At 71.5% G+C, this 17720-nt stretch carries 13 protein-coding genes; 8 read left to right on the forward strand and 5 right to left on the reverse strand.

Annotated elements, in window-relative coordinates; genetic code table 11:
* Positions 1 to 103: 103 nt before the first annotated feature.
* Complete coding sequence (locus AB0J90_RS14260) at positions 104 to 1639, reverse strand: M28 family metallopeptidase (RefSeq protein ID WP_363595786.1); 1536 nt, start codon at positions 1637 to 1639, stop codon at positions 104 to 106.
* A 67-nt stretch (positions 1640 to 1706) separates the two neighbouring features.
* Complete coding sequence (locus AB0J90_RS14265) at positions 1707 to 2654, reverse strand: hypothetical protein (protein ID WP_363595788.1); 948 nt, start codon at positions 2652 to 2654, stop codon at positions 1707 to 1709.
* A 561-nt stretch (positions 2655 to 3215) separates the two neighbouring features.
* Here AB0J90_RS14265 and pdhA point away from each other — a divergent pair.
* The 8 genes from pdhA (at position 3216) to AB0J90_RS14305 (ending at position 15413) form a co-directional block, all read left to right on the forward strand.
* Positions 3216 to 4400 (forward strand): pyruvate dehydrogenase (acetyl-transferring) E1 component subunit alpha, encoded by a 1185-nt coding sequence (gene pdhA / locus AB0J90_RS14270; RefSeq protein WP_363595790.1) that lies wholly within the window; start codon positions 3216 to 3218, stop codon positions 4398 to 4400.
* Positions 4400 to 5389, forward strand: a complete 990-nt coding sequence (locus tag AB0J90_RS14275) for an alpha-ketoacid dehydrogenase subunit beta (RefSeq protein ID WP_363595792.1) — start codon at positions 4400 to 4402, stop codon at positions 5387 to 5389. The genes pdhA and AB0J90_RS14275 overlap by 1 nt, the downstream gene beginning before the upstream one ends.
* 4 nt (positions 5390 to 5393) lie before the next feature.
* Positions 5394 to 6881 (forward strand): dihydrolipoamide acetyltransferase family protein, encoded by a 1488-nt coding sequence (locus tag AB0J90_RS14280; RefSeq protein WP_363595794.1) that lies wholly within the window; start codon positions 5394 to 5396, stop codon positions 6879 to 6881.
* A 272-nt stretch (positions 6882 to 7153) separates the two neighbouring features.
* Complete coding sequence (locus AB0J90_RS14285; protein ID WP_363595796.1) at positions 7154 to 7291, forward strand: hypothetical protein; 138 nt, start codon at positions 7154 to 7156, stop codon at positions 7289 to 7291.
* 372 nt (positions 7292 to 7663) lie between these two features.
* A complete protein-coding gene (locus AB0J90_RS14290; RefSeq protein ID WP_363595798.1) occupies positions 7664 to 10510 on the forward strand; it encodes a hypothetical protein in 2847 nt (948 codons plus the stop codon).
* 252 nt (positions 10511 to 10762) lie between these two features.
* Positions 10763 to 11764 (forward strand): glycosyltransferase family 2 protein, encoded by a 1002-nt coding sequence (locus tag AB0J90_RS14295; protein WP_363595800.1) that lies wholly within the window; start codon positions 10763 to 10765, stop codon positions 11762 to 11764.
* An 80-nt stretch (positions 11765 to 11844) separates the two neighbouring features.
* Positions 11845 to 13494 carry a DUF2079 domain-containing protein gene (locus AB0J90_RS14300; protein ID WP_363595802.1) on the forward strand — a complete coding sequence of 550 codons (1650 nt, stop codon included), beginning with the start codon at positions 11845 to 11847 and terminating at the stop codon, positions 13492 to 13494.
* Between the two features lie 83 nt (positions 13495 to 13577).
* Positions 13578 to 15413, forward strand: coding sequence for an NHL domain-containing thioredoxin family protein (locus AB0J90_RS14305; protein WP_363596247.1), 1836 nt, complete (start codon positions 13578 to 13580; stop codon positions 15411 to 15413).
* A gap of 13 nt (positions 15414 to 15426) precedes the next feature.
* Here AB0J90_RS14305 and AB0J90_RS14310 read toward each other — a convergent pair whose 3' ends face one another.
* The 3 genes from AB0J90_RS14310 to AB0J90_RS14320 are packed head-to-tail and all read right to left on the reverse strand — an operon-like array spanning position 15427 to position 17673.
* Positions 15427 to 16176: a 5-oxoprolinase subunit PxpA gene (locus tag AB0J90_RS14310; protein WP_363596249.1), complete on the reverse strand. Its 750-nt coding sequence runs from the start codon at positions 16174 to 16176 to the stop codon at positions 15427 to 15429.
* 19 nt (positions 16177 to 16195) lie between these two features.
* Positions 16196 to 17065 carry a biotin-dependent carboxyltransferase family protein gene (locus AB0J90_RS14315; protein WP_363595804.1) on the reverse strand — a complete coding sequence of 290 codons (870 nt, stop codon included), beginning with the start codon at positions 17063 to 17065 and terminating at the stop codon, positions 16196 to 16198.
* Entirely contained in the window at positions 17062 to 17673 is a 612-nt protein-coding gene (locus tag AB0J90_RS14320; RefSeq protein WP_363595806.1) for an allophanate hydrolase subunit 1, read from the reverse strand. Before AB0J90_RS14320 ends, AB0J90_RS14315 begins: the two co-directional genes overlap by 4 nt.
* Positions 17674 to 17720 lie beyond the last annotated feature (47 nt).

The raw sequence follows: 17720 nt of genomic DNA on the forward strand, positions 1-17720 counted from the left end.
GCCGAAGCAGCGCCGGTGACAGACCGATCAGGCCGCCAACCAGCGCGAAGAAGGGGTCGAAGGCCGGCAGACCACCGACCTTCGACCCCCACGTACACCGGGCCTAGCTGGCGTACTCGTGATCGTCGTGCAGTCCGCCGCCACCGCCGGCCGGAGCGGTCGAGCCGCTCGCCGGTCCGTTGGTCGGCGCGCCCAGACTGCGGGTGTCGAAGGCGTACGTGACCACGGCGTGCGCGACCGCGTCGGACATCTCGTCGATCGCCTTCCTGCTCACGTTGTTGATGGTGTCGCACGCCTGGTGGTAGCAGACGTCGTACGCGACCCCGGCGGTGCCGCCGTAGACCGCCGCCTCGGCCTCGGTCTTGACCAGTTCGGCGCCGGTGAACAGGCCGCCGGAGGGGATGTCGACACCGGCCGCGATGAACGGACCGTAGTCGCTGCGGCCGGAGAACGGCGTCTCCGCCGACGCCAGCCCCTGGGACTCGAAGTAGTCGTGGAAGAGGGCCTCGATCGCTCCCGAACCGGGCGGTCCGACGGCCGAACCGGTGCCCGGCGGGAAGGCCGAGTTGTCGCCGTCGTAGACGAACCGTACGTAGTTCGGCGAGCCGACCATGTCGAAGTTCAGGTAGAGCGCGATCTTGTCCCGCTCGGCCTGCGGCAGGTTGGCGATGTAGTACGTCGAGCCGACCAGGTTGGACTCCTCGGCGCCCCAGAGCGCGAACCGTACCTTGTTCTTGGGGTGCAGCAGGCGCATCTGCTCGGCGACCTCCAGGATCGCTCCGCTGCCGCTGCCGTTGTCGTTGATGCCCGGACCCTCGGGCACCGAGTCGAGGTGCGCACCGGCCATCACCACGTTGTTCGGGTTGCCCCAGCGGGACTCGGCGAGGAGGTTCTCGGTGGTGGCCATGCCCCGGAAGGTGTCGGTCCGGACCCGCAGGGTCAGTCCACCCGGGACCTGCGCGACGAGTTCCTGACCGAGCGCCTGGGTGATCCCCACCGCGGCGAAGTCGGCGGTGAAGGTGTTGCCGAGGGTGCCGGCCAGCGCCCCGGTGGTGTTGTTGTAGACGACGATCGCCGCCGCCCCGGCGGCTGCCGCGGCGAGCGCCTTGTCGCCGAACGGGCAGGTGCCCCGGCTGATCAGCACGATCGTGCCGACGTTCGCCGGGCCGAAGGCCGCCGCCGTACATCCGAACTGGTCACCCATGGGTACGGAGGCCGGCGCGGTGACGTCGGCGCTGCCCGAGTAGCTCATGATCCGGTGTTCCAGGGCGCCCGGTGCGGGTGCCACCCGGTCCAGTTCGGACGGGGTGTTGATGAGGAAGGTCTGGAAGTCGAACGCCTGTCGGCTGGTCCGGTAACCGGCCTTGCGCAGCACCTTCTCGGCGTAGTCGACGGATTTGTTGTAACCCGGCGAGCCCGAGGCGCGGTTGCCCCCGTTGCGGTCGCTGATCTTCTGGAGTTCCTTCAGATGGTGCAGTACGCCGTTGGCGGTGACCGCCTTGCGTACCAGCCAGGACTGGAACGCTCCCGACCCGCCGCCGGTGGCCTGTGCCGGCGGCGCCGCCACGACCACGCCCACCACCACAGCGGTGCCGGCGGCCAATAGGCGACGACGCCAGGTACGACTGGATTGAGCCACACTGCCCTCCCGTTCGAGTCGCCCGGATGACCCGGGATCAATCGAAGAGGATCAGCATAGTCAGTCGTCACTGCGTAGTGATCGGCCGAACCGGCAGGCCGGTGACCGCCGCCCGCGGGGACGGAATCGGCGTCGGCCGGATGGAGGGCAGCGGTACGGGCGTACCGGTGCCGGTCGGTGCGGGCGTCGGACCCGGCGCGTCGCTCCCGGTCGGCGCGGGCGTCGGACGCGGCGGGTCGCTCTCGGTCGGGCCGGGTGTCGGGCCCGGTGCGGGACTGCCGGTCGGTTCCGGAGTCGGATCGGGTGCGCCGCTCGCGGTCGGCTCGGGGGTCGGGGCGACGGTCGGATCGGGCGTCGGACTCAGCGTCGGCTCGGGGCTCGGCGTGGGATCCGGGCTGGGCGTCGGCTCCGGGGTCGGACCGGCCGTCGGGCCCGGCGACGGGCTGACCGTCGGTTCCGGGCTCGGACTCGCGGTCGGCTCCGGGCTCGGGTCGGGCGGACCGGTCGGTGACGGTTGCGGGGCCGGGCTCGACCCGGTCGGTTCCGGGCTCGGTGGCGGCACCGGCGGGCGGATCGGCTGCGGCGCCGGCCGGGGCGGGTGACCCGGCTCGGGCCGCGCCGGTACGGGTCCTCGGATCGGCCGGTCGGCCGGGTCCGGGGGCTGTCGCAGCACCGACGGGGTGATCCGGGCCTCGGCGGCCGGCGGCAGCGCGCCCGGCAGTGCCGTCGGCGGCAGCGGCAGGACCACCGGCCCCTCGGACGGCGGGGCGATGAACGGCATGGTGCCGGTCGGTGTGGTGCCGCCGACGGTGGCCGAGCCGGCGCTGATCGCCGCGATGATCGGCAGCGACGAGGTGCTCGCCAGCAGGGTCACGATGAACAGGTAGCGCCGGGTCGGTCCGGCGAGCCCCTCCGCGCGGTGCGCGCCGGTGGTACGCCGGCTCGTGGGCGCGGGGCCGGACCGCCGGTGGCGGGGCGGCAGCGAGGGTACGGGGTCGGCACCGTGGTCGGGCACGGGCGTCCTCCTCGTCCTGTCGACCGCACCGGTGAGCGCGCCTGACGCCGGCACCGGCGATATCGAGGTCATACGACATCGCCGGCACCGACGTACGGTGGCGTCAACCGGGCGGGGCGGCAGGGAAGAACTCTCCCTACCGCAGCGGTAGCACCGCCACATACAGTGACGTAGTAACGCTTTGTTGGCTAGCCCCCCACAGCGTGTCAATTTTTGAAGTTTGGTGCCGACGCTCCCTACAGTCATAAAAGGGACAGGACTCCATGAAGGCGACGTCCGTCGATCACTGGTCGAGGCCGAGCTGTGGGCGCGCTCACCACCTCTGCAAATATGGACCTGACGGCAACGCAGCCAAGGTCTCCGCGTACCCCGCGGCAGGCGCGGCTCGGCGCCGGCAACTCCCGAACCTGGTTCGGCCAGAATCCGGTTCACGCCGCGCGGCAACCCCCACCGGGGCTAGGCGTGGCGGCCACTACCCGGTCCGGCAGCAGCCGGGCGGGCGCAGGAGCTGCGCGGTCGGGAAACCCCCGAGGCCGACGCACACACGACAGGGAGAGACGGATGGCGAGAGGCGACGGCGGGGCCACGGCCCGTGGCAAGCGGGCCGCACCCAGGGCAGCAAAGCCGGGGGCGAAGAGCACGGGCGATCCCAACCTCGTGCAGCTGCTCACCCCGGACGGTGAGCGGATCGACTCGGCGACGGGACCGGACGGCACCGAATACCGGGTGGACTTCACCGACGAGGAGTACCGCGGGCTCTACCGCGACCTCGTCCTGGTACGCAAGCTCGACGCGGAGGCAACCGCGCTGCAGCGTCAGGGTGAGCTGGGCATCTGGGCCAGCCTGCTCGGCCAGGAGGCCGCCCAGGTCGGTTCGGGCCGGGCACTGCGCCCGCAGGACATGGCGTTCCCCACCTACCGCGAGCACGGCGTGCTCTACTGCCGCGGGATCGACCCGATCATGCCGCTGGGGCTCTTCCGCGGCGTGGACCAGGGCGGCTGGGACCCCAACGAGTTCAAGTTCAACATGTACACGATCGTCATCGGGGCACAGACCCTGCACGCGACCGGCTACGCCATGGGCATCAGCATGGACGGCAAGATCGGTGGCGACGAGGGCGAAGCGGTCATCGCGTACTTCGGTGACGGGGCAACCTCACAGGGTGACGTGAACGAGGCGTTCGTCTGGTCGGGTGTGTTCAACTCGCCGATCGTCTTCTTCTGCCAGAACAACCAGTACGCGATCTCCGAGCCGCTGGAGCGCCAGACCCGCGTCCCGCTCTACCAGCGGGCCGCCGGCTTCGGCTTCCCCGGCGTACGGGTCGACGGCAACGACGTGCTGGCCACGTACGCGGTCACCCGCAACGCCCTGGACAACGCGCGCAACGGACAGGGCCCGACCCTGATCGAGGCGTACACGTACCGGATGGGTGCGCACACCACCACCGACGACCCGACCCGCTACCGGATCGCCAGCGAGGTCGAGGCGTGGCGGGCCAAGGACCCGCTGGCCCGGATGAAGGCGTTCATCGAGAAGCAGCAGATCGCCGACGAGTCGTTCTTCGCCGAGATCGACGAGCAGGCCAAGCGGGAGTCCCTGCACCTGCGCGAGCGGGTGCTCGCGATGCCGGACCCGGAACCGCTGACCCTCTTCGACCACGTCTACGCCCACGGCTCGCCGCTGGTCGACGCGGAACGTGAGCAGGCAGCCCGGTACCTGGAGTCGTTCGAAGGGAGTGCGCACTGATGGCCACCGAAACCCTCACCCTGGGCAAGGCACTCAACCTCGGCCTGCGGCGCGCGCTGGAGCAGGACCCCAAGGTCATCATCATGGGCGAGGACGTCGGCAAGCTCGGCGGCGTCTTCCGGATCACCGACGGCCTGCAGAAGGACTTCGGCGAGAACCGGATCATCGACACCCCGCTCGCCGAGTCCGGCATCATCGGCACCGCGGTCGGCCTGGCCATCCGCGGCTACCGGCCGATCTGCGAGATCCAGTTCGACGGCTTCGTCTACCCCGCGTACGACCAGATCGTGTCGCAGGTGGCGAAGATGCACTACCGGTCGCAGGGCAAGGTCAAACTGCCGATCGTCATCCGGATCCCGTACGGCGGCGGCATCGGTGCGGTGGAGCACCACTCCGAGTCGCCGGAGGCGTACTTCTCGCACACCGCCGGACTCAAGGTCGTCAGCTGCGCCTCCCCGCAGGACGCGTACTCGATGATCCAGCAGTCGGTGTTGTCGGACGACCCGATCGTCTTCCTGGAGCCGAAGCGCCGGTACTACGAGAAGGGCCCGGTCGACGTCGACGCCCCGCTCGCCGACGCGTACCCGCTGCACGCCACCCGTCTGGTGCGCGCCGGCCGGGACGCCACCGTGCTCGCGTACGGGCCGATGGTCCGGACCGCCCTGGACGCGGCCACCGCCGCCGAGGAGGACGGCCGGGACCTGGAGGTCTTCGACCTGCGTTCGCTCTCCCCGCTGGACCTGCGCCCGGTCTACGACTCGGTACGCCGCACCGGTCGGTGCGTCGTGGTGCACGAGGCGCCCGGCAACCTGGGCCTCGGCGCGGAGCTGGCCGCACGGATCACCGAGGAGTGCTTCTACTCGCTGGAGGCGCCGGTGCTGCGGGTGACGGGCTACGACACGCCGTACCCGGCCGCCCGGGTCGAGGAGGACTACCTGCCGAACCTCGACCGGGTGCTCGACGGCGTCGACCGCACCTTCGGATGGTGAGCTAATGCCACGGATCGAACAGTTCAACCTGCCCGACCTGGGCGAGGGCCTGACCGAGGGCGAGATCCTCAAGTGGCTGGTCTCGGTCGGCGACACGATCGAGCTGAACCAGCCGATCGTCGAGGTGGAGACCGCCAAGGCGGCGGTCGAGATCCCGGCGAAGTGGGGTGGCGTCGTGCACGCCATCTTCGAGGCCGAGGGTGCCGTGGTCGAGGTCGGCGCGCCGATCATCCAGATCGACACCCAGCCCGGCGCCGGACCGCTCGCCCCCGGTGACAACGGTGGCCTGCCCGTCCCGTCGGCCGAGGCGCTGGCCGCGGTGGAGATCGCCCCGGCCGAGGGCGCGGTCGAGCCCGGATTGATCGGTGGTCCGGCACCGGGTGGGCGTACCGCCGTGCTGGTCGGTTACGGACCGAAGACCGGCGCCGCCAAGCGGAGGCCGCGCAAGGGCGGTGCCGTCGAAACGGTGGCCGCGGCAGCCCCGGTGCAGCCGGCTCCGGTGCAGCCGGCTCCGGCACCCGTACGGCAGCCGGCACCGGCACCTGCTCCGGCTCCGGCTCCGCAGGTGCAGCGGGCGGCGACGGCGCTGGTGGGTGGTGGGCCGGTGCTCGCCAAGCCGCCGGTGCGCAAGCTCGCCCGGGACCTGGGAGTGGATCTGTCCGTACTCGCCGGGTCGGGTCCGCTCGGCTCGATCACGCGGGAAGACGTACAGCGGGCCTCGGCCGGCGTCGCGACGGTGGCCGAGCCGACCGTGGCGGCGGTGACCGGGTCCTCGGCCCCGGTCTTCGGACCCGACCGCGAGCAGCGGATCCCGGTGAAGGGCGTACGGAAGCTGACCGCGGCGAACATGGTCGCGTCGGCGTTCACCGCACCGCACGTCACCGAGTTCCTGACCGTCGACGTGACCCGGACGATGAAGGCGATCGACCGGCTGCGGGCGCTGCCGGAGTGGCGGGAGGTGCGGATCTCCCCGCTGCTGCTGGTCGCCAAGGCGGTCCTGCTGGCGGTCGGCCGGCACCCGCTGGTCAACTCGACCTGGGCCGGCGACGAGATCGTGGTCAAGGAGTACGTCAACCTGGGCATCGCGGCGGCCACCGAGCGTGGGCTGATCGTGCCGAACATCAAGGACGCCGGTCGGCTCTCCCTGCGCGAACTGGCGGACGCGATGACCGCGCTGGTCCAGACCGCGAAGACCGGTCGTACGGCACCGGCCGACATGTCCGGTGGCACCTTCACGATCACCAACGTGGGGGTGTTCGGGGTCGACACGGGTACGCCGATCCTGCCGCCGGGTGAGTCCGCGATCCTGGCCCTCGGCACCATCCGGGACACCCCGTGGGTGCACAAGGGCAAGATCAAGGTACGTCAGGTCACCACGCTCGGCCTGTCGTTCGACCATCGGATCATCGACGGCGAGCTCGGTTCGAAGTTCCTGCGCGACATCGGCGCGTTCCTGGCCGATCCGGAGGCGGCACTGCTCGCCTGGACCTGATCGCCGTCCGAAGCGTGCCCGATCCGGACCCGATGTCCGCAACGGCCCGCCGAACAGAGGTACCGCGCCAACCGGCCGGTGTGCCCGGGGTTAACTCCGGGGGCACCGGCCGTGTCGTTTAGGGAACCTGAAACGTCGGCACGATCGCCCTACAACCTTCGATTGTTCGGCCAGTGTCGCAGCTCACCTACTAATCGATGGTCGATTGCCCGATGCTGCGCTTTAATGGAGGTACACAACCGCTGGGGACAACCAGCCAGAGGGGCTAGACCATGAGCATGATCGACAAATTCCGCAGTCGTCGGGACGCCGCACGCCGCGCACGGGCCATCGAGCGCGCGCTCCGTTCCGCCAACTCGCCGGCCGTACGCGACGAGATCCTCACGATCGCGCAGCGCTACTACGGCTGACACCAACAGACCTCCACCTCCTCTCCTCCAGATCGATGACCCGCCCGTTCACCCGGGCGGGTCATCGGCGTTTCACACCCAGTCATCGGCGTCGCACGCCCACCGGACCGGGATCACCGTGCATCAACGCGCCCGGTACGGTTGGGCTCGGTCGTCACCCGACCGGGCCGGACGGGACGTCTGAGTAGATCGTCAGCTCGACTCCCCACCGGCAGCCCGGTCTCGACGGCCGGCGCTGCCCGGGCGTCACCGGCCTAGACCGGCTACCGTGCGGGAAGCTTGCACGGCCGGTCCGGCCGGCGCCTTCGGCCGCACGCCGGGGACGTCCGGACGGCATCGGCACGGCCGACATGTCATGGAGGAGACGCGCGCATGACGTCCGAGGACCTGCAGCATCCCGGCCAGGAGCCGGACCAGGCTGCGCCGGGCCCCGCTGGACCAGCGCCGCAGGGCAGCCACGAGCAACACCCCCCACAGCGGTACGCGAGCACACCCCCACCCGGGTACGACACCGGTTGGGCACCGCCGGCACCGACCAGCGGATCCCCGGCAGCGACCCCCTGGGGCGCGGCGCCCGTACCGGAGGGTTCCGAGGCCGGTGACCAGTGGGGCCCGCCCGGCACGACCCACCCCGAGTCGACCGGCGGCTGGGGTGCCCAGGGCAGCGCGGCAGCGGGCACCCGCCCGACGCCGACCCCGCCCCCGTTGCCGCCGGAGGTTGCCGGCGCGCAGCCGTGGGCACCCGGCGAGGCCTGGGGCGCCCCCGAGCCCGGCCGGGCCTCCGTGCCGACGCCCGGTGCCACCTCGGGTGAACTGCCGCAGCGGGAGCGGGGACGGTTCGGCGCGGACGAGTTCCCGCCGGATCCCAGCGGTGAGAGCCGTCCCGCCTGGGGCGAGCCGCAGCCCGACCGGACCCCGCAGCCAGGCGGCTCACCCGCCCCGATCTACCAGCCGGCTCCAGCTCCGGGCTTCTCCCCGGCCGGTGCCGTGCCGCTGCCGCCGCAGGAGCCACGGGTACCGGGTGCGAGCCTGGCCGCGTCCCCACCGGCCGACTTCGCGCCCCCCGCGGACTACGGCCAGCCCGCCGAGTACGCCCCACCCGGTGACTGGGCCCCGCCCAGCGGCTACCCGCCGCCCGGCGCCTTCCCGCCGCCCGCCTCGGACTACCCGACGGCGAACCCGGACTACGCGGCGCAGGCCGACTACCCGGCACCGACGGGATGGGCCTCGGCGTCCGGCTACCCGCCCGCGGACGATTTTCCCGCGACGAGCGGCCCGAACCCGCCCACCGACCGGCCCACCCGCGGCGAGCTGCCCGATTACCCGGACGCACCCGTCGTACAGATCGACTTCCCGCCGTCACCGGGCTACCCCCGGCAACTGAACTACGACCAGCCGTCCTCCTACGGAAGCTCGGCCCCCGCCGAGCAGCCGTCCTACGGCAGTCCGGCAGCCGCCGAGCAGCCGTCCTACGGGAACCCGCCGGACGGCTTCCCAGGCACCGGCGGTTACGGCGGTCAGGATCCGGTCGCCGACGACGATCGTGGAGCCGGACGAGAATCGGACTACGGCCAGGCGTCCGACGGCGCTCCGGCACCGCAGGCCTGGGCGCCGGAGGGCTACTCCGGACCCGGTACGGACGCACCGCAGTCCCCGGCCGCCGCCCCGGCGATGCCGGCTGTGGTTCCGCAACCCCGCTCGTCGAGCGAGTCGGGAATTTCGGGTCGGGTCTCGATGCCCCGCACCGAGCAGCCGGAGCCGGCCCAGGAGGCGGACTCTCCCGAGATCCGCGCCGCGGCCAGCGCCGCCGTCCCGGTCAGCGCGGCCGTCTCCGCCAGCGCCGCCGTCTCGGGCAGCGCCTCGGTGCCGCTGGCCAGCCGGGTCATGCCGCCGACCGACCAGGCCGTCAGGTCGTCGGCGATGCCCACTCCCCAGCCCCGGGTGTACGGACGCCCGGCCGCCGCCGACCCGGTGGAGGAGCCCGAGCAGCAGGTCGCCGAAGACGCCCAACGGGGGCCGAACGACCCCTCGGCCCACCGAAGCCCCAACACGTACGGCACGCCCACCGGTTATCCCGATTCGAGCGGTTACCCGGAGGCCACCGGATACGCCGAGCCGAGCGGGTTCGCGCCCGCGCCGACCGGTTACGCCGAATCCTCCGGCTACCCGGAGGCCGGGGGCTACACCGAGCCACCCGCCGGATACCCCGAGCCGCCCGAGTACGCCGAACCAGCGCCCCGCCGCGGCCCCACCACGTACGGCGGGGCGGCCGCTGTGCCCGTTGCCGGCGACGAGGCCGAGCGCCCCGTCTCACCGGCGGGCGCACCGCAGGCAAGTGGAGCCGCCCGGGTCCCCGCACCCCAGGGCTCCGGATTCGACGCCCCGCCGCCCGGGTTCGACCCACAACCGGGCGGGTTCGACGGGCCGCAGGGCGGGTTCCCGCCCCCGTCGGCCGGGTTCGACGGGCCACCGAGCGGATACGCTCCCGCCCCGACCGCCGGATTCGACGGCCCCCCGCCGGGCTACGACAACCCGCCGCGCGGGTTCGAGCCGGCGCAGGGCGGTTCGCCGCAGTATCCGGGCATGGGCGGCGGCGCACCCTTCGGTGACCTGCTCGGTGAACGACCCAACGCGATGCCGGGCAGTCCGGCAACCGGCTCCGCACGCCCGTCCGGGCCCGGCCAGTTCGGCCAGCCGGCGGTCTCCGGTGGCGCCGGCATGGGCGGATTCGACGACCGGACCAGCGTGTCCCCGGTGGTGCCAGCCCCTGCGCTACCGGCCATGCCGCCACCCGCCGGTACGGCGGCCTGGCCGACCCAGGCGCCGCCGAACGAGCCCACGCAGAACCGGTTCGACGCGTTCAAGCCGGACGCGGAGGAGGTCAAGACCGAGCCCGCACCGACACCCCAGGTACGCAACGGGCGGGTGCTCCTGATGGTGCTGACCGCCGCGGTGCTGCTGCTCGCCATTCCGCTCGGCGCCCTCTGGTTCATCGGCCAGGGCGGCGAACCCACGTTCAACCCGGCGGTCGGTGAGTGCGTGAAGCAGTCCGGTGACGGGGCCGTCGGTGTCGCCTGCACCGAGCCCGGCTCGTTCACGGTGGTATCCAAGGTGGCCAGCGAGGCCGAGTGCGCCGACCAGGCGCTGCCGAAGGTCATCATCCCCACCGACGACGGCAAGCAGCAGGTGCTCTGCCTCCGGCCGACCGCCGGCGGCTGACCGGTACGGACCACAGGCGCCCGCTCCGATTTCCGGGGCGGGCGCCTTTCGTCTCGACCACCGCAGTCCGTGCCGCGCGTCGATGGGGCACCACCTGCCGCTTTGTCCGGTATGGAGTTACTGGGCTCGCATAGCGGGACGGAGGACAGCTACTATGCTCTGGCCTCGCCACCCCACCTTCGCATCGGGCGAGAGTCAATCGAGCGGCCGCCACCGAACTCCACTCCGGCCGCAAAGCGCTAAGGGGCCTGGATGTTGTTGTCCGTCGTCGTTCCGTGTTTCAACGAGGCGGATTCGCTGGAGTTGCTGCACGCCAAGGTGACCGCCGAGGTTGCCGCGGCCGGCGAGGATTTCGAAGTCATATACGTCGACGACGGCAGCAGCGACGACACCCTGATAGTCATGCGCAAGCTGGCCGAGTCCGACGACCGGGTGCGGTACGTGTCGTTCAGCCGAAACTTCGGTAAAGAGTCGGCGATGCTGGCCGGGCTGAAGCACGCCACCGGTGACGCGGTCATCCTCATGGACGCCGACCTGCAGCACCCGCCCGCGTTGATTCCCCGGATGGTGGAGTTGCACCGGCAGGGACTGGACCAGGTGGTGGCCCGCCGCAACCGACAGGGCGACAAGTTCGTGCGTACGGCACTCAGCCGTGCCTTCTATCGCCTGGTCAACCGCTGGATCGAGGTTCGCCTCGTCGACGGTGCGGGCGATTTCCGGCTGCTGTCCCGCCCGGTTGTCGACTCCATCCTCGCGATGCCGGAATACAACCGCTTCTCCAAGGCGATGTTCGCCTGGGTCGGGTTCGATATCGCGTTCATCGAGTACGAGAACGTCGCGCGCCACGGCGGTGCCACGAGCTGGAGTTTCGGCAAGCTGCTGAACTACGCGATGGACGGACTGCTGTCGTTCAACAACAAACCGCTACGGTTGGCGATCTACCTCGGGCTGGCAATGACCTCGGTCGCCCTGCTCTACATGCTCTGGATCATCGGTCAGGCAACCGTGTTCGGAAATGACTCACCCGGATACGTCACCCTGCTCACCGCCGTCGTCGGCCTGGGTGGCCTGAACATGATGGTGCTCGGCGTCATCGGCGAGTACGTCGGCCGTATCTACTACGAGGCCAAGAAGCGTCCGCACTTCCTCCTCAAGGAGGCCCACCTGCCTGCGGCCACCTCCGAGGGGCGGCCACCCGCGCAGCGCACGGCGGCCGGTGCCGAGCCGTACGACCTGGTCGGCCAGCCCCGGTAACCCGTCGGCGGACAGCCGGAAGGTTCCCGTGCCCCGGATCTCGCCGTCGAGGCCGGACCACCCTCACCTGGAGTAGAAGCATGAGCACGATCACCCTGCCCGAGGCGGAGGCGGTCGAACCGTCGCCACCTCGCCGCCGGTTCTTCCCGTGGGCGGTGACGCGTCACACGTACGGGGTGCTGGGCGTCATGGTGTTCACCTTCGGCCTTTACCTGACGATGATGGTGCAGGGCTGGCGGAAGCTGGGCTACAAGTCGTTCGACAGCGTCATCTTCGACCAGGCGATCCGGGGCTACTCCCGGTTCGAGGCGCCGATCGTCCCGCTCAAGTCGGGGTACGCCGGGCTTCCCGCCGACTTCATCCAGCTCGGCGACCACTTCTCCCCGATCTACGTGTTCTTCGCGCCGCTGTACTGGATCTGGGACGACGTACGCATGCTGTTCGTCGCCCAGGCGGTCATCTACGCGGTCGCGGCGGCGCTGATCTGGAAGTTCACCCGACGGATCCTCGGCGTCGGCCCGGCGTACCTGGTGGCGCTCGCGTTCGCGGTCTCCTGGGGTCTCCAGTCCGCGATGATCGTCGGCTACCACGAACTCGACACCTCGGTCCTGCTGCTGGCCATCGCCCTAGAGCGGCTGTACGCCGGCCGGCACCTCCAGGCGCTCGTCCCGGCCGGGCTGCTCCTGCTGGTGAAGGAGGAGATGGGGCTGCTGGTCGCCGTACTCGGTGTGCTCTTCTTCATCCGTGGGCATCGGCTCTGGGGCGCCGGAGTCGCATTCGTCGGGGTCGTCTGGTCCGCGCTCGCGATCAAGGTCTTCGTGCCGGCGTTCGGCGGCAGCTCCACCCAGTACTGGACGTACAAGTCGATGGGGCCGGGCCCGGCGTCGGCGGCGAAGCACGTGCTGACCCAACCGTTGGACGTGCTGGACCACATCTCCTCGACGCCGTACCGGGAGCAGTTGCTGATGTGGCTGCTCGCGGTCGCCCTCGGTGCGTACTTCCTGTCGCCGATCATGCTGCTCGCGTTGCCGTCGCTGGCACTGCGGATGCTGTCGGACACGCCCTCGTACAGCATGGTCCACTACCAGTACAACGCCCCGCTCATGGTCATCTTGCTGATGGCCGGCGTGGACGGTGTCGGGCGCCTCGCCGGCTGGATCGTCCGCCTCCAGGAGCGTCGTTCCGCCGTACCCGAAAGTGCCCCGCCCGCCGCGGAGGGCGACCAACCCGAGGCCGCGCCGGCACCCGAGGCCGTCGTGCCGCAGAAACCCCGGGCGGTACGCACCCGGGTGGCTCAGGGGCTCGTCTGGACCTGGCTGGCCGGGGTTCTCGCGGTCGCGGTGTACGGCTGCATCTCGCCGACCTTCCCGATCCGCAAGCTGTTCGAGCAGGACTCGTGGCAGCAGACGTCGTACGAGCGGGCCGCCTTCGCCGTCGTCGACCAGATCCCGCGCGGTGCGACGGTGGAAGCCGACGACGCGATCGGGGTACTGATCAGCAATCGCACCCAGCAACTCCGACTGCCGGCAAAGTCGGGCCCGCCCGGGTCAAAGGTGATCGACATCGCCCCGTACGGCGCCCAGTACGCGGTGCTCGGCGCCCCGCCGGAGATCATCTGGCCGTTCAAGAGCCGGGACGCGGTCATGACCCTCAAGCAGCAGTACCTCGACCTGGGTTACGAGGAAATCTGGCAGCAGGACAACGTCTGGCTGCTGCGCCGCAGGGACTGACCGACCTGCGGTAGGCCGGGCATGTTCCAGGGCAGCGGGCAGCCCGGCCGGGGTGTTCAGGCAGGATGGTGACCATGGCAGAGATACGTACCGCCCGAGTTCGCGCTCCGGAGTTGCAGGGTCGCGGGTGGCTGAACACCGGGGACAAGTCCTACTCGATCAAGGACTTCCGCGGTCGGATCGTCCTGCTCGACTTCTGGACCTTCTGCTGCATCAACTGCCTGCACGTACTCGACGAACTCCGGCCGCTGGAGGAGAAGTACGGCGACGTACTCGTGGTCGTCGGGGTGCACTCGCCGAAGTTCGAGCACGAACGGGACGCCGACGCGCTCGCCGCCGCCGTCGAGCGGTACGAGGTCCACCACCCGGTGCTGGACGACCCCGAACTGCACACCTGGCAGCAGTACGCCGCCAAGGCCTGGCCGACGCTCTCCGTGGTCGATCCGGAGGGTTACGTCGTCGCGATGATGGCCGGCGAGGGGCACGCCGAGGGGCTGGACCGGCTGATCGAGGAGCTGATCGCCACCCACGAGGCGAAAGGCACCCTGCACCGCGGCGACGGCCCGTACGTCCCGCCCGCCGAACCGGCGACCACGCTGCGCTTCCCCGGCAAGGCCGTGGTGCTCGACACCGGGGGTCTGCTCGTCTCCGACTCGGCCCGGCACTCGATCGTCGAGCTGGCCGCCGACGGGGAGACGCTGCAACGACGGATCGGATCGGGTGAGCGGGGCCACGTCGACGGTGGACCCGCCGACGCGCGCTTCGCCGAGCCGCAGGGGATCTGCCCGCTGCCGCCGCACGTCGCCGAGATCGTCGGTTACGACTTCGTGGTGGCCGACACGGTGAACCACCTGCTGCGCGGTCTGCGGCTCGACAGCGGCGAGGTACGCACGGTCGCCGGCACCGGACGCCAGTGGCGCTCGACCGTCGACGACCACCCGCACGACGCGCTCTCCATCGACCTCTCCTCCCCCTGGGACCTCGCCTGGTACGACGACAAGGTGATCGTCGCGATGGCCGGCATCCACCAGCTCTGGTGGTTCGACCCGATCAAGCGGACCGCGGGCATGTACGCCGGCACCACCGTCGAGGCGCTCAAGGACGGCCCCCTGGACCAGGTGTGGATGGCGCAGCCGTCCGGGCTGTCGGTGTCGACGGACGGTCGGCGGCTCTGGATCGCGGACAGCGAGACCAGCGCCCTGCGCTACGTCGAGGACGGGGTGATGCACACCTCGGTCGGCCAGGGCCTGTTCGACTTCGGTCACGTGGACGGTCCGGCCGACCAGGCGCTGCTGCAGCACCCGCTGGGGGTGTGCGCGCTGCCGGACGGGTCGGTGCTGGTCGCGGACACGTACAACGGCGCGGTGCGCCGGTTCGACCCGGCGACCGGACTGGTCAGCACGGTCGCGGACGAGTTGGCGGAACCGAGCGACCTGGTGCTCACCGGCGACGGTGACGTGCTCGTGGTCGAGTCGGCGGCGCACCGGCTGACCCGCCTCGCGCCAGGTGCTCTCTCCGCCGCGGGTGCGAGCACGGTCAGCGGGGAACGGCACCGGACCGAACGGCCGCCGACCGACCTCGCCGCCGGGACGATCACCCTGGACGTGATCTTCACGCCCGCTCCGGGGCAGAAGCTGGACGAGTCGTTCGGTCCGTCGACCCGGGTCGTGGTTTCGGCGTCCCCGCCGGAACTGCTGCTCGACGGGGCCGGGGTGAGCACGGACCTGTCCCGGGAACTCGTACTCAACCCGGAGGTGTCGGCCGGGGTGTTGCAGATCACCGCGCAGGCGGCGACCTGTGATGCCGAGGCGGAACACGCGGCCTGCCATCTGACCCGGCAGGACTGGGGTGTCCCGTTGCGGATCACCCCGGACGGCGCGGACCGGCTGCCGCTGATCCTGCGCGGCCTGGACAACTGACCGGCCCGTCCGCTCAGGTGAACGGGGTGAGCTTGAGGTCGGCGGCGAGGAGCGCGGCCCGTACCTGACGGGCCATGCTCACCGCCCCCGGCGTGTCACCGTGCAGGCAGATCGACTCCACCGGGCACGGCACCACGCTGCCGTCGACCGCCACCACCACCTGCTCGACGGCCATCCGTACGGCCCGTTCGACCACCTGGTCGGTGGCGGTGACCAGCGCCCCCGGGGCGGTACGCGGAACCAGCGTGCCGTCGGGCTGGTAACCCCGGTCGGCGAAGCCCTCGGCGACGGGGCGGAGTCCGGCCTCGCGGGCCAGCTCGGCGAGCATCGATCCGGGCAGGCAGAGTACGGGCAGCGTGTTGTCGTACTCGGCGACCGCGGCCACCACCGCCGCCGCCTGCGTGTGGTCGACCGCCGCGACGTTGTACAGCGCGCCGTGCGGCTTGACGTAACGCATCCGGGTGCCGGCCACCCGGCAGAACGCGTCGAGCGCCCCGAGCTGGTACGTCACCTCGTCGCGCAGTTCGGCGAAGGCGTAGTCGATCCGCCGACGACCGAAGCCGGCCAGGTCCCGGTAGCCGACCTGGGCACCGACGGCGACACCCCGCTCGGCGGCGGCGATGCAGACCCGGCGCATGGTGCCGGGGTCGCCGGCATGGGCGCCGCAGGCGACGTTGGCGGAGGTGACGACGTCGAGCAGCGCCTCGTCGTCGCCGAGCTGCCAGATCGCGAATCCCTCGCCGAGGTCCGCGTTCAGGTCAATCGAGTGGGATCGGTCCAGGTCAACGGAGTGGGATCGGTCCATGGAACCGCACGATAGTCCCGGGCCGGGCCTGCGCAAGGGGCAGCACGTCGTACAGGACCGCTATCACCGGGTAACCGCCAGTGGTCGGATGGTCGGCCAGGAAGATCAACGGCTGTCCGTCCGCCGGCACCTGCACCGCGCCGAGCACCACACCCTCGCTCGGCAGCTCGCCGGCCACCGCGCGGGGCAGGGCCGCACCGTCGAGGCGCGCTCCGACCCGGTTGCTCATCGTGCCGATCGTGTACGCCGTGCCGAGCAGTGTGCGTACGGCCTCGGCGGTGAACCAGTCGTGCCGGGGGCCGAGCCGGACCGGCAGGTCGAGCTGTGCCGGGGGCGCCCCGACGGGCAGGAAGTCCACCGGTGCGGGTGTGGCGGTGACCGGACCGAGCGGCAGGGTGTCGCCGTCGCGCAGCGGGGCCGGTCCGAGCCCGGAGAGGGTGTCGGTGGCACGGCTGCCCAGCACCGGCTCGACCGCGATCCCGCCCGCCACGGCCAGGTAGCTGCGTACGCCGTGCCGGGCCGGGCCGAGTTCCACCAGTGCGCCCGCCGGTACGGCGACAGGCCCTCCGGTGTCGACCGCCCGCCCGTTGACCCGCAGTACGGCTGGCGCGCCGGTGACCGCGAGCGTGCCCGCGCGTACCAGCCGCAGGGTGCAGCCGGTCATCGTGGTTTCCAGCCCGGCCGCCGGTTCCGGGTTGCCGACCAAGCGGTTCGCCAGCCGCAGGGCGGCCGGGTCCAGCGCACCGGAACGCGGCACGCCGAGATGCGCCCAGCCCGGTCGGCCGAGGTCCTGCACGGTGGTGAGGCCGCCGGCCCGGATCACCTCGACCAACGCGGGCCCGCTCACGCCGGCACCAGCCGTACCCGGGTGCCGGGGACGAGCCGGGCGGGCGGGTCCCGGCGTACGTCGAACAGCGTCAGTTCGGTCCGTCCGACCAGTTGCCAGCCGCCGGGCGACGCGGTCGGATAGATCCCGGCGTACGGGCCGGCGAGGGCGACCGCCCCGGCCGGCACCCTGGGCCGGGGGCTGGGCAGCCGGGGCACCGCCCAGGGTTCGGGCAGCCCACTCAGGTAGGCGAAGCCGGGGGCGAAGCCGCAGAAGGCGACCCGCAGTTCGGTGCCACTGATCCGCCGCACCGCCGTCGGCACGTCGACCCGCCACAGGTCGGCGACGGCGGGCAGGTCCTCCCCGTCGTACACGGTCGGCACTTCGACCAGCGGCCCGTTGCCGCTGCCGGCAGCCGGTCGCGCTGTCCAGCCGGCGATCAGCTCCGCCGTGCGTTCCGGATCGGGTACGCCGTCCACCAGCACGGTACGGGCGGCCGGCACGATGTCGACGGCGACCAGTTCGCCGGCTTCGCGGCGCCGCCACAGTTCAGCCCGCCAGTCCTCCACCTCGGCGCCGTCCGCGCATTCGAGCAGCAGTGCGCGGGAACCCACCGGACAGATTCGCATCCGCCTATCCTGCCGGACGACCCTGGTGAACCGACCGGTACGACGCC

Origin of the sequence: Micromonospora sp. NPDC049523 (assembly GCF_040676775.1) — a bacterium.
In the GTDB taxonomy this organism is placed as follows: domain Bacteria; phylum Actinomycetota; class Actinomycetes; order Mycobacteriales; family Micromonosporaceae; genus Micromonospora_G.

Coding starts and splice junctions, on each gene's coding strand:
- AB0J90_RS14290 (WP_363595798.1), top strand. CDS start 7,664: ATGACGTCCGAGGACCTGCAGCATCCCGGCCAGGAGCCGGACCAGGCT.
- AB0J90_RS14295 (WP_363595800.1), top strand. CDS start 10,763: ATGTTGTTGTCCGTCGTCGTTCCGTGTTTCAACGAGGCGGATTCGCTG.
- AB0J90_RS14280 (WP_363595794.1), top strand. CDS start 5,394: ATGCCACGGATCGAACAGTTCAACCTGCCCGACCTGGGCGAGGGCCTG.
- pdhA (WP_363595790.1), top strand. CDS start 3,216: ATGGCGAGAGGCGACGGCGGGGCCACGGCCCGTGGCAAGCGGGCCGCA.
- AB0J90_RS14320 (WP_363595806.1), bottom strand. CDS start 17,673: ATGCGAATCTGTCCGGTGGGTTCCCGCGCACTGCTGCTCGAATGCGCG.
- AB0J90_RS14275 (WP_363595792.1), top strand. CDS start 4,400: ATGGCCACCGAAACCCTCACCCTGGGCAAGGCACTCAACCTCGGCCTG.
- AB0J90_RS14300 (WP_363595802.1), top strand. CDS start 11,845: ATGAGCACGATCACCCTGCCCGAGGCGGAGGCGGTCGAACCGTCGCCA.
- AB0J90_RS14285 (WP_363595796.1), top strand. CDS start 7,154: ATGAGCATGATCGACAAATTCCGCAGTCGTCGGGACGCCGCACGCCGC.